Annotated in this window: 12 protein-coding genes and 2 tRNA genes; 7 read left to right on the forward strand and 7 right to left on the reverse strand. The window is 41.6% G+C overall.

Features of this window, described 5'->3' with window-relative positions; translation table 11 throughout:
* From L1D50_RS16110 to L1D50_RS16130, 5 genes are all read left to right on the forward strand, one after another.
* Window positions 1–2,228: efflux RND transporter permease subunit (locus L1D50_RS16110; protein WP_239966408.1), on the forward strand; the 2,228-nt coding region annotated here is incomplete at its 5' end.
* A gap of 179 nt (window positions 2,229–2,407) precedes the next feature.
* The gene (locus L1D50_RS16115) at window positions 2,408–3,466 is read left to right on the forward strand and encodes a S41 family peptidase (protein WP_239966409.1); all 1,059 of its coding nucleotides are present in this window, start codon (window positions 2,408–2,410) and stop codon (window positions 3,464–3,466) included.
* Window positions 3,467–3,587: 121 nt separating this feature from the next.
* Window positions 3,588–3,977 (forward strand): hypothetical protein, encoded by a 390-nt coding sequence (locus L1D50_RS16120; RefSeq protein WP_128728274.1) that lies wholly within the window; start codon window positions 3,588–3,590, stop codon window positions 3,975–3,977.
* Window positions 3,959–4,951 carry an NAD(P)H-quinone oxidoreductase gene (locus tag L1D50_RS16125; protein ID WP_239966410.1) on the forward strand — a complete coding sequence of 331 codons (993 nt, stop codon included), beginning with the start codon at window positions 3,959–3,961 and terminating at the stop codon, window positions 4,949–4,951. Before L1D50_RS16120 ends, L1D50_RS16125 begins: the two co-directional genes overlap by 19 nt.
* A 59-nt stretch (window positions 4,952–5,010) precedes the next feature.
* A complete protein-coding gene (locus L1D50_RS16130; protein WP_128728272.1) occupies window positions 5,011–5,439 on the forward strand; it encodes a GNAT family N-acetyltransferase in 429 nt (142 codons plus the stop codon).
* Between the two features lie 843 nt (window positions 5,440–6,282).
* Here the strand turns inward: L1D50_RS16130 and L1D50_RS16135 are convergent.
* The 4 genes from L1D50_RS16135 to L1D50_RS16150 all read right to left on the reverse strand — a co-directional run bounded on the left by L1D50_RS16135 (window position 6,283) and on the right by L1D50_RS16150 (window position 8,900).
* A tRNA-Val gene (locus L1D50_RS16135) sits at window positions 6,283–6,359 on the reverse strand.
* Between the two features lie 11 nt (window positions 6,360–6,370).
* Window positions 6,371–6,447 (reverse strand) — tRNA-Val (locus tag L1D50_RS16140).
* A gap of 124 nt (window positions 6,448–6,571) precedes the next feature.
* Complete coding sequence (locus L1D50_RS16145) at window positions 6,572–7,567, reverse strand: DUF3080 family protein (RefSeq protein WP_239966411.1); 996 nt, start codon at window positions 7,565–7,567, stop codon at window positions 6,572–6,574.
* Window positions 7,542–8,900 carry an MATE family efflux transporter gene (locus L1D50_RS16150; RefSeq protein WP_239966412.1) on the reverse strand — a complete coding sequence of 453 codons (1,359 nt, stop codon included), beginning with the start codon at window positions 8,898–8,900 and terminating at the stop codon, window positions 7,542–7,544. Before L1D50_RS16150 ends, L1D50_RS16145 begins: the two co-directional genes overlap by 26 nt.
* Before the next feature lie 175 nt (window positions 8,901–9,075).
* Here L1D50_RS16150 and L1D50_RS16155 point away from each other — a divergent pair, with 175 nt between their 5' ends.
* Entirely contained in the window at window positions 9,076–9,717 is a 642-nt protein-coding gene (locus L1D50_RS16155) for a riboflavin synthase subunit alpha (protein ID WP_128728269.1), read from the forward strand.
* Window positions 9,718–9,835: 118 nt separating this feature from the next.
* On the opposite strand, the gene L1D50_RS16160 is transcribed toward L1D50_RS16155, so the two are convergent.
* Both L1D50_RS16160 and L1D50_RS16165 read right to left on the reverse strand, forming a co-directional pair.
* Window positions 9,836–10,039 (reverse strand): CPXCG motif-containing cysteine-rich protein, encoded by a 204-nt coding sequence (locus tag L1D50_RS16160; RefSeq protein ID WP_128728268.1) that lies wholly within the window; start codon window positions 10,037–10,039, stop codon window positions 9,836–9,838.
* 70 nt (window positions 10,040–10,109) lie between these two features.
* Window positions 10,110–10,964 carry a fructosamine kinase family protein gene (locus L1D50_RS16165; protein ID WP_128728267.1) on the reverse strand — a complete coding sequence of 285 codons (855 nt, stop codon included), beginning with the start codon at window positions 10,962–10,964 and terminating at the stop codon, window positions 10,110–10,112.
* Window positions 10,965–11,089: 125 nt separating this feature from the next.
* Here L1D50_RS16165 and L1D50_RS16170 point away from each other — a divergent pair, with 125 nt between their 5' ends.
* Window positions 11,090–11,782 (forward strand): DUF445 domain-containing protein, encoded by a 693-nt coding sequence (locus tag L1D50_RS16170; protein WP_128728266.1) that lies wholly within the window; start codon window positions 11,090–11,092, stop codon window positions 11,780–11,782.
* 69 nt (window positions 11,783–11,851) lie between these two features.
* Here L1D50_RS16170 and L1D50_RS16175 read toward each other — a convergent pair whose 3' ends face one another.
* A complete protein-coding gene (locus L1D50_RS16175; protein ID WP_138524174.1) occupies window positions 11,852–12,196 on the reverse strand; it encodes a DUF3718 domain-containing protein in 345 nt (114 codons plus the stop codon).
* Between the last annotated feature and the right edge of the window lie 166 nt (window positions 12,197–12,362).

The raw sequence follows: 12,362 nt of genomic DNA on the forward strand, positions 1-12,362 counted from the left end.
ATATTAATGTATTAGAAACTATTGAATTGATCAAAGCAACCTTAACCGAGCTAAATGAAGGGCCACTGTCATCACTCGACCTCAAGGTTGTGATGAGTCGTGACAACTCGCAGCCAATAAAACAGGCACTGCTACTGGTTTATGGTAATTTACTATTGGGTGTTCTGCTCGCTTGTGGTTTTTTGTATTATTTTATACGCAATTTACGCATCGTTTTTTTGATCTTTGTGAGTATCCCTGTGTGTTTGTCTTTAGTGCTATTAGGGATGCAATTGGGCGGACGAAGCCTGAATTTAATCTCCCTAGCCGGCATGGCGTTGTCCGTCGGACTATTACTTGATGCTTCAATAATCATTGTTGAAAATATTCAACGCTTAAGAAGCACAGGACTATCGCTTTTAGAAAGTTGTCGCCAAGGTGTATTGCAGGTACAAGCAGCTTTAATTTCTTCTACGTTGTCCAGTATTGTAATTTTTGTCCCTATCGTATTAATGCACTCGGAAGTCAGCCAGCTATTTGGCGACCTTGCATTTACTATCTCCAGTGCCTTAGTGGCCTCAATTTTAGTTGCATTGTTCCTATTACCAGCATTATCACGACAGCTATTACCAGGCCAGAAAGTCGTTAAAAGTAAGGCGTTGTCTGATAAATGGACTCTGTTTGTCACAGCACCATCTCGTTCAAAGCTTCAAGGGACGGTGTGGTTGGTCTTAGCAATCCCCGGAGCCTTGCTGCTCAGTTGGTTGATCAAGCCAGAGTTAGATTTGTTGCCCAATCCAAAGGAAAACATAATGATGGTCTACACCGCATTTGATGAACCTCTTTCTGTTGGTGCCGCAAAAACACAGGTAGGTAATGTGATTGAACAGCGTATTGCGGCTCAAAAACAGCTTGGTAGCCATCCGGCCTTTGATATTCACGGCTCTTTTTGTAACTCAACGTATTGTTTAGTGTATTTTTATCCAGAGGGCAGTTGGGATTTTCCTGTATTCAAACAGTGGGTCGACACCCAGATAGTACAAGATTTACCAGATGCAAGAACCTACGTTTATCAAGGAACTCTACTTCGATTAGCGTTACCTGATGCGCGCACAAGTCAGCTCGATTTAAAAGGACTGAGCTTGCCTAAATTACAACAAGCTGGACAAGATTTACTCGCCCATTTAATAGAATCCTTCCCGGGAGCGCGGATCACTGAAGTTATTCCGATGAGAGATACTGTGGCCAGAGTAGAATTTACGCCTAAAGCCGACACGCTTGCGTTTATGGGCATGTCTCAGGCTGAGTTAAATCAGATTTTAGTGACGTTAACCGACGGTGCTTACCTCGGCCAGTTTTATGCTGACAGTGATACTCTGCCTTTCTACTTAAAAGGTGAAACCCCTGAGCATCTTGAACAATTATTGCAAACAGAAGTGATGATCCCAAATCACGGACTGCACCCACTGCGCTCTTTAGTCGATACTCAACTAAGTTTGGCACCAAGTGCTATATATCGCACTGATCGCGAAGTAAGTATGTCGATTAATTTAGTGCCAGCTAATGGTCAGCCAGTTGGTCCATTTATTACGCAGGTAAAGGCTGAAGTCGCGGCGTATTTAGCGCAACAACCAGAGCAAAACTTGTTTATAAATTATCGGGGTAGTGCAGATCAATTGAGTGGATTCTTAACGGAATTTTTCCAGATGTTCTTGGTTTCCTTGTTGATTTTATTTCTATTGATACGAATGGCACTCAATTCTTGGATTTTAGCTTTAGCTGTCATGTTGTCAATGCCGTTGGCAATACTGGGTGGCATGTTTTTCTTAAAAACAGTTAATTATTTTGCACCGCAAAATTTAGATATTGTCACCATGATTGGCTTTATTATTTTAATGGGACTGGTGATAAATAATGCCATTTTGCTTGCGAGTCAATATCGCTCGGCGATAGTTTCCGGGCTAAATCAACAGCAGGCCATTATTCAGTCTACTAATTATCGTATGCGTGCTATTTATATGAGTACCGGAACCAGTGTTTTTGGTATGTTGCCGTTGATGCTCAGTCCCGGAGATGGTTCAGAGATATATCGTGGTTTAGCCGCTGTGATTGTTGGCGGTATGTCGTTCAGTGCGTTGTTCAGTTTGGGCTTTATGTCAGCTTTACTATCACTGCCAATGTTTGATAAGCAATCACAAGTGAAGGATGAGCCTGAGACTAACAGTGTGCCCCTGTTAGAGAGTGAATAGGAATAAGGTTTCTGCTATGACGTTATTCTTAGTGGAAGCCATGATTGCTAGCAGCATCAGGTCACTGGCACGGCTTGACATAACTGGGGCGTGAATTTTGTCACACGTACTTTTCAGAGCTTAGTGGAACGATTGGCGTTGGCAACGGGCTCACTCAATTAAAGGAATATATTGGCTTTATGATCGCAAGATTTTTACTGTGTTTTAGTTTGTGTGTGATCGGTGATAATAGGTTACAAGCGAAAGCCGTTGAAGTTGCGCAACAGTTACAACCTGCGCAGGCTAAACAAATTGTCGAAGAGTTTGCTCACACTATCGAACAAAATTACGTGTTTACCGACACCGCAAAAACCATTGCAGCGCAATTACGTGCGTTGACTTTTAATGATATGCAATTTCGACATGGTTTATCAGAGCAGATCACTGATTTAGTGAGCGAGTATGATAAACACCTCGCGCTGGTTACTCGAGTTGACAACAATGGCAAGCATAGTAGCGATGCTAGAGAGCCCTGGTTCACTGAGCTAAAGCGCAAGAACTCAGGTATACGCCAAGTAGAAGTGCTAGCAGGAAATATTGGTTATTTAGAAATGTGGGGCTTTGATTCTGTATCTTCTCAAGCTAAAGACGCAATTGCGGCGTCGATGAGATTACTACAAAGAACCGATGCCCTTATTCTTGATTTTAGTCAAAACGGTGGAGGAGATGGCTACATGATCTCCCACTTTGCAAGCTACTTTTTAGCGAAACCGACTTTATTACACTCCTACCAATTTCGAAATGGAAGTCATTACCCCTTTTACAGTGAACAGCCTTTGGGGGCAAGTGAACTGCACGAGATACCTTTGTACATCTTAATTGGCCCTGAGACGTTCTCAGTCGGAGAAGCGTTTGCGTATGCGATGAAGCATCTTGGGCGAGCAACAGTGATTGGTGAGTCGTCAAAAGGGGGAGCAAACCCTATCAGACAAATAAAATTATCTCATGATTTTATTGCATTTGTGGCAATCGCTAGCACTGTTAGCCCGATAACCCAAAAAAACTGGGAGGGCAAGGGAGTAACACCAGACATAAATACTCAGGGTGAATTTGCAAAATCGCAGGCCTATCTAATGGCATTACAGCAGTTAGCAGGGCAGAGCTCTAACCCTTTTCTAATCAAAGAAAGAGCTGAGGCAATTAGCGAGTTGACTAGCCAACTTGCCGTTTTAGGTGCTAAAGCTGATAGCAAAAATTAGCTTGGCTGCGTAATTCTCTCTCATAGAGCTCATATTTTCGTTTTTGATGTTGAGATTATCTCAACTGACCTCGTTGAGTGATCGTGTAAAACTGAATAAAACAACGTTAAAGGGAAATAAGATGAAAGTCTCCGTACTTAGTTTATTGTTATTGAGTCCAGTTGCTTTGGCAAACCCACTTTTAGGTACTTGGGAATTTGTTGAGGGGAAATATGCCACCACAGATGGCATTGTATCAGCGCAAGCGCCTAGCTTGACATCGATAAAGTTAGTTACTCCAACTCACCACAGCTACATTACGCAAAGTGAAGGAAAATTTAAATACGCTGGTGGAGGGAGTTACAAAATAGAGGGAGATAGATTTATCGAAACCTATGAATATGGAAATATTACTAGTTTACTCGGTCGAACGATGTCATTCAGCTACAAGATTGATGGTAATTTATGGCATCATGAACTGTATGAAGATGGTAAGTTCGTCGAGAAGGAAATATGGAAAAAAATCCAGTGATCCCAAAGAAGATGCGTTATATCAGCCACGCATCTTCTCAACTTCAACTCCAGTACACCGAAACGCCAACGTTGAGTGCAAAGCAAGTGCTAATCAAAGTGCATGCATTTGGGGTTAATAGAGCAGATATTTTGCAAAAACAAGGGAAGTATCCTGCGCCTGAAGGCGATAGTGAGATATTGGGTCTGGAAGTGTCTGGAACGATAGTTCAGGTGGCGTCTTCTGAGCTTGAACATTTACTTGGTGACCAAGTGTTCTGTTTAACCGCCGGCGGCGGCTATGCTGAGTACGTGATTGCACAAAGTGAATTACTCATGCCGTTAACCGAAGGTCTGTCATTGAGCTATGCGGCAGGTGTAGCAGAAGTATATCTTACGGCCTATGATGCGATTGTGCGAACTGGGCAGCTAAATTCTAATGGGGTTTTACTTTGTCACGGCGGTGCTTCAGGTGTTGGCAGTGCTGCCATAAGGATTGCAAAAAGGCTAGGTGCAACGGTCATTACTACCCAAAGTAGCAAGGAAAAGGCCGAGTATGCAAAATCTCTGGGGGCAGATCATACTATTAATTACTTAGACTGTGATTTTGCTGAAGAAATGAAAAAGCTTGGTTTGAAAGCAAATGTCATTCTTGATCCAGTCGGTGGTGAATACCTCAGAGCGAATCTAAGAGTTGCAGCCATGGATTGCCATTGTGTCATGCTCGCTATGCTAGGCGGAAGATATACAGAACTAGACTTTGCCAAGTTACTCGCGAAAAGGTTCAACTTGCATGGAAGCACGTTAAGAAATCGCTCTTTAGATTATAAAAGGGAATTAGTGAAAGATTTTCTGAGTGAGTTTGGCTCGGAACTGTCGGATCAGACGATGAAGATACCAGTGTATAAGGAGTTACTTTGGGATGAAATTGAGCAAGCCCACGATATTCTCGAACACAACCAGAATCTCGGGAAGGTGATAGTTAGAGTTAGTTGACTGTTTATTTATACAGTTGTTATTCTACCCACTCTTAGTGACAAGAGGAGTGAATAGTTTTGACGTTTAAAATTGAAGAGAAAGTACCTTGCCCAGAGGAATATTGTGATTTGCGAATAGCCGCGGGATTATCTGCAAAATCTTTAGAAGCAGCGACACGTGGGTTGCCTAACTCATTATATGGAGTTGCTATTAGGCATGATGAACAGCTTGTGGCAATGGGTCGGGTGGTTGGAGACGGAGGCTGTAATTTTGAGGTCGTCGATGTTGCCGTCAATCCGCTTTATCAAGGGCAGGGATTAGGGCGTACAGTAATGGAATATATTGATGGTTACTTAGCAACAAGTGCTTTGCCGGGCTCCTATGTTTCAATGATTGCAGATGAGCCAGCTTTTTATGAAAAGCTGGGCTACCGCTTAGTATCCCCGGCGAGTCAAGGAATGACAAAGCGGTTCACTGTGAAGCCTATCAAAAGTTCTGAGGCTTGAATTATTCACTTTTTGGTTAGCGGGATGAAAAATAGCGAACATATTCAAAATTATTGCTCCTTGTTTCGGGTTGTTGAAAGTAGTTAGTGCTTTTTCTGTTTTGAATTTAGCTGGTTTGTAAAGATCTCAGAATGGTATAACCGAGTTGTTCTGGATTATCGACCTTTGGCACGGTCTATGGAAAGCAGGGAGTACTTTTTCTGTTTTGAATTTAGCACGTTTGTAAACATCTAAGAATGATACAACCGAATGGATCCAAATTCTCGACCCTTGGCGCGGGTTATAGAGAGTAGGTAGTGCTTTTTCTTTATTTGAATGAAACTAGTAGTGGTACAACCGATTATAGAGAGCAGGTAATGCTTTTTCTTTATGGATTTAACTAGATAGTAAATATTGTAGAGTGGTACAACCGAATGGCTCCGAATTATCGACCCTTGGCGCGGGTTATAGAGGGTAGGTAGTACTTTTTCTTTATTTGAATGAAACTAGTAGTGGTACAACCGATTATAGAGAGTAGGTAGTGCTTTTTCTTTATGGATTTAACTAGATAGTAAATATTGTAGAGTGGTACAACCGAGTGGATCCGAATTATCGACCCTTGGCGCGGATTATAAAGAGTAGGTAATGCTTTTTCTTTATTTGAATGATATCTAGTAGTGGTACAACCGAGTGGATCCGAATTATCGACCCTTGGTGTGGGTTATAGAGAGTAGGTAGCGCTTTTTCTTTATTTGAATGATACATAGTAGTAGTACAACCGAGTGGATCCGAATTATCGACCCTTGGCGCGGGTTATAGAGAGTAGGTAGTGCTGGATTTAACTAGATAGTAAATATTGTAGAGTGGTACAACCGAGTGGATTCGAACCACCGACCCCTACCATGTCAAGGTAGTGCTCTAACCAACTGAGCTACGGTTGTATTATAAGATTTGGTACGACCGAGTGGATTCGAACCACCGACCCCTACCATGTCAAGGTAGTGCTCTAACCAACTGAGCTACGGTCGTACAATAACATTTTCTTATTTATCGTTTTCAGGTCTGTGCCTGTCAACGCGTTGTAATATATAGTGACTCAGCTAACGGATCAAGCGGCTTTCCGTAATTTTTTGATTGTTTGCCTTTTTTTTGTTCATGCTGGGGGTATTTCACACAGCTGATAAAATTCTTGCCACCATTTTACGTGTGCTTTTGCAGAATCTTTAAGGTTATCTAAGTTCTGTTGAAGCGTGAGCGGATCGACAACATTATTATTTTGATACAATAGGTGAATAGGCTGCCAAGCAGCGATCAGTTCTTCCATAGAAAGAGAGAGCATCGCCTGATAAGGCTGAAGAATAGATAAATAATACTTGCTGAAGATATTGTTTATGATCTCTGCCTGCTTTTTATTTCCGCCGCTTTTACAAATGTCATTTCTCAGTTTAAGTTGTTTTAATTGGCGTGTCGCTGCATTATTCAGTTGAGTTTGTTTACGGACGCTTGTAACCAAAGATGAGATAAATCGCTGAGAAAGGACTTTTAAAGCGGGGGTAAGCGTGTCTGGACTGAGGTTCTCGGGCGCATCCATGTTTATCACCAACTCTGCGAGCTCATTAGCGGCTTCTAACATGTGACTGTGCGCTGCTGGTAGTTCTAAGGGCACCTCATCAGCAATCAACAAGCTCAAACTTGCCAACTCTCTTTCAAATGTCATCATATGAAGAAAGTGATGTGGAAGCTGCTCTTTCTTTTCCTGTAATGCTTGAGCTAGTGTTTGTTTTAGCTCGTCGCTCGTGTTTGGATGCCGAATGCAGTGAGGCGCTTGCTGAATAAATAAGATGGTATATTTCAAGCGCTCACTTGGATAACTTACTTTACCCAGTTGATTATTTTGCGCAGCGATGAGATTTGTGACTTTGCAGTGCCCAGCGGTCGCGATGTCCAACATAGAGATAGTAAGCTCACTTGTAGGTAATGGCACTTTTTGGATTTCAGGATTGTAAAGTGGGGCCGGGTGTACCAACTCTATGCTAGCTGCATTCGCAAGTCGATGTTGATATTCAACAGCAATATCGCTTGGCTGCTTGCTGCATCCGGCCATAGTAAAAAGTAATATCGTACTAGCTATTTGCTTGACTAATTTCAAATTTCACCCGTTTGTTTACACAAGTTACTAATAATATCGCCGCCGTACTCAAACCGATAATAATACCAACCCAAAAGCCCTGTGGACCCATAGCTGGCGTTATCCAATCGGTCTTTGCTAATACATAGCCCAATGAAAACCCAATAAGCCAGTACGATATAAAAGTTACCCAAGATATTGGTTTAGTATATTTGAGCCCTCTTAACACGCCGTTTGCGGAGACTTGCAATGCATCGGGCAATTGATACAAACAAGCCAATACCATAATACTGGTTGCGAGTGTGGCGACTTCAGTATTGTTTGTATATAGCCAAACAATCTGATCTCTCCCTATATACGTAACGAGAGCGACAAACAGAGCAATTAAGGTGGCTAAAAGAAAAGCTGTATTAACAGAAAGCCTAAGTTGCTCTAAGGCTCCTTGGCCGGTTAGATTACCGATCCGTATAGCGATAGCCATAGACAAACTTAATGGCATCATAAATAACATTGTAGTGACACTAGCCGCAATTTGGTGACCGGATACGGAAATAGGCCCTAAATCAGCAATAAATAATGGAATACAAGCAAACAGAGTAACTTCAAAGAAAGTTGCCAGTGCAATTGGGAAGCCAAGTGCTGCAACATATTTCATCATAGGTAGACTTGGCTTGGTAAAGCCGCTGATGAGCGCCTTTCCATCTATGTGTTTACTCTTCAAGCTATACACCCACTGTGCAATTGCCATTGACCAAAGCACGATGGATGTAGCGAGACCGCAGCCAGCACTTCCAAACGCAGGCGCGCCAAATTTACCATAGATAAAAATATAGTTAGCAACGACATTGATACAAAGACCAACAATGCTGATGTAAAAAGCAGGCTTTGTTTGTCCAACTCCCTCTGTAACATTGCGGTATACTGTGAAGATCAAAAAGCCTAATAGGCCCCACTTCACAAAATCAATATAGCCTTGAGCAAGGGTCTGAACATTCTCACTTGCCCCAATATTTGAGAAAACCACAGAAGTAAAGTTCGCTAAAACCAAGCCGACGGTAAAAAGTGCTAAAGCAAGATATAAACTTTGTTGGAAAAATCGTTTGATCCCAGAAGTGTCATTAGCACCATGGCAATGTGCAACGATACTTGTAAGTGCTAGTAAAATACCTTGTAAACTAAAAATCAGAGGGTTCCAAACACCCGTAGCAATAGAAAGTGCAGCCAAGTCCTCAGCGCTAACTTGACCTGCCATCATTGTATCAACAACGGTCATTAAGACTAAAGTAACTTGAGCGAGAAAAACAGGGATCGCAAGTTGAAGCAAGCGTCTGGCTTCCCAAGTTGAAAAATTCATGGTGAGATACTACTTAAGGCGTAAAAGAGATAGTTTATTTTAGTGCTTTGTATTTAGCAAAATTTTGCGTTTAGCAGCCACGACTATTTTTATCTAGCCGCATATTCAATACAAATTAAGTACCTCTATTAATGCGATTTCGCTACAATTCCAAGGATAAATTAAGAGGGTAGATATGTTTACAGGAATTGTTCAAACAAAAGCGACTGTGGTGTCGGCAAAGCAAGTTGATAGTATTTTAAAATTAGTTATTTCTGTTGGTGTCGACTATCTCGATAAACTGACTTTGGGCGCGAGTATAGCAATTAACGGATGTTGTTTAACTGTGGTTCACTTCGAGCGACCAGAAAATGATGTCGTAGGCCAAGTTTGTTTTGATGTGATTGATGAAACCTTGAGACTTACCAATTTAGGTGAAGTACACAGAGGATCACAGGTTAACTTTGAGCGCTCGATGACATTTGGCACGGAGCTTGGCGGACATGTAATTTCAGGGCATATTCAAACGAGCGCGAACATAAGTGAAATACATCGAAACGAAGGCAACTGCAGGATGCATATTTCGTTGCCTGAATCGTGGCATAAGTATGTTATGTATAAAGGCTTTATCGCGGTAAACGGTGCCAGTCTGACGGTAGGGGAGCTTGATCACAGTGGTTTTTGGTTACATCTAATACCTGAAACACTAGCGCTTACAAATCTTGGCACGATGAATGTGGGAGACCGCGTAAATATTGAGGTTGACCAACAAACCTACACGATTATTAATACCGTTGAAAACTATTTGAAGAAGCAAAGTTTATTAAAACACGGCTAGAAGATTACGAGACTGAGCACTGCGTTTTCGGCCTATCTTGATATAAAAAAGTATGGCTGTCTTTATAAAAGCAGCTCGAACCCGAGCTGCCCGTAACTTATAGTGCTTCTGCTTTTGGTTAAAAAACCTGCTCGTCGTCGCTATCAACCCTAAGCTCAAGTTTATTGTGTACTTGGTCTAGGTGCATATTTAGATGTATAGGATTGCAACAAGCTGCACAGTCTTCGTAGTAGTCCTGATCGCCTTCACTTGTATCAAGGTTGACAAAAATATGGTGTCCACAATGTGGGCATTCAATACGTTGCTGATATAGGTTTCTCATTGGCCCTCCACCTTAATTGGCCAAACTAAATACCTTTTAACTATAGCGCATTGTGACGAAAATATGGCAGTTATTTGAGCAGGGCTTGCACTTGTTCTGCCGCGTCCCGTATGTACTTGCCAGCAAATAAGTTTGCTTGCACTAGAAGAGGATATAAGCGATAAATGTCTAAACGCTCAGCCGCATTTTCTGCAAGTGGATAGATAGACCCATAACCACGGTAGAAGTCATCTGGTAATGGAGCAAATAGCGAAGCCATAGCAATATCAACTTCTCTATCACCATAGTAGCAAGCTGGAGAAAATAGCACGGGCTTTTGACGGCTAAAGCCAATGTTACCATGCCAAAAGTTACCATGAACCAAAGACGGTTGAACTTGGTGTGGAAGGAGTGGTTTAAGTTGCTCTACAAATGTGTCGATATCGGTGAGAATAATCCCTTTTTCAGCCAGCAGTTGCAGCTGCCAACCAATTCTTTCTTCGGCAAAAAAAACTTCCCACTTTTTGTGCCATTGATTCGGTTGTGGAAGCTCGTGAATGTAATTGTCTTCTTCTAGGCCAAACATTTCCTGTTCATGGCGTTGGTGCATTTTAGCTAGGCTTTGGCCACACTCAAGCCAATTTTCATTGCGATGATCAAGTTCTAACCATTCCAGCACAATAAAACAAAATTCGACACTCGTACCCAGTGTTATTGTATCGGCAACGAGAAAATCGGAGTCACGAATGAGCTTTTCTCGATTAGATGCCTCACACTCAAACCGCTCTAAAGCCTGAATTGGGGCTACTTTGACTAAAAATTGATGGGTATCGTCTGCAATCTTATAGAGTTTTTTAGACCCATAACTTTTTAAGGTTTGCTTTGATGAAAGCTCAAACGCGTCATGGAGAGATTCAGAGATTTGTTGGTTGACTTTGTTCCACATAAGTTAGATCCAACATATTCACTTACTCTAAAATATGGTTGAAATTCTCAAGATCACAAATACTTGAGGCCTTTTTCTAAAAAAAATAAAATATCGCCTCTGTCATTTTATCCAAGGGAAGTACATTGAATAAAAATATCACCACCAATTTACTCGCGATACTGCTAACAGGTACTGGTTTCACACTAGAAAACGACGTGCTGTTTTCGATAGGATTGTTTGCACTATCTGGCGCATTGACGAATTGGTTAGCGGTACATATGTTATTTGAGAAAGTGCCTTTCCTCTATGGTTCAGGGATAATTACGCTTAAGTTCGAGTCGTTTAAAGCGTCGATTAGAGAGCTCATCTTGAGTGAGTTCTTTAGTCAAGAAAAACTAGAAAAGTTTCTCGGCAAGGAGCATCCAAAGTTTGACTTGGCACCTATCGCTAATAAAGTCGACTTAAATCCTGCATTCGACCGTTTGTTAAGTGTGATTGAGGCGTCTCAATTCGGCGCAATGCTGCAGATGTTTGGTGGGACTGAAGCTGTACAACCACTGCGAGAGCCATTTATTGAGAAAATGCGATTAGCAATAGTTGAACTCGGTGAGCAGCCTGAGTTTGATGCTGCAATTAGTGAGTCGCTCAGTAATGGTCTACTTGGCGATGACTTACACCAAACCATTGAAAAAGCGGTAGATGAGCGGCTTAATGAACTAACGCCGAAAATGGTAAAGGAAATAGTACAAAATATGATTAAGACTCACCTAGGATGGCTAGTTGTGTGGGGTGGAGTTTTTGGGGGTCTTTTCGGATTATTGGCTGCAGTTGTATAGCTGAATAATGAAAAAGGCGTAGTCAGGGATTTCTACGCCTTGCTTCTGTTTATAACCATATCGATATGGTTACTTAGATCCTGAGACAAAAATGGTTTTTTGATCTACTTTCGCAATGTCTTTAATACTGGTTTCCACACTACGGTCTATACCGAGGAAGTCTGCCGCTTTATTAAACCCGTAGGTCGTGGCAAATTTGCCAATTGGCATATCGTTGCAGTGTAGTTTTTCTTCAACGACTCGTGTTCTTAAGTGATTTTCTTTGATTGTGTTATGCAGATGAATTTTATTATTTTTAACGACCGACATACAAACCTGAGTCGCTCGACTATTATCCGCAGCTACAAAGTCAGCGGCGGATACACTACCTGTGATTAAAAGTGAAGTTGCACATACTAAATTGAACAGTTTCATGGTTAGCTCCTTGGCTATCTCTAGGACACGTTCTTAGTATTGCTAAAGTTGCTGAGTAATGCTGTAAATCAAGTAATTCGGAATGTAATAGAGTGTGTCAGATGTGTGTGAGATTTCTATGCACTTGAATAGTAGTAATTTATTTTGTTGTAATAGATACAAATAG

It is taken from the genome of Pseudoalteromonas sp. Isolate6, assembly GCF_022398435.1.
GTDB lineage: Bacteria > Pseudomonadota > Gammaproteobacteria > Enterobacterales > Alteromonadaceae > Pseudoalteromonas > Pseudoalteromonas galatheae.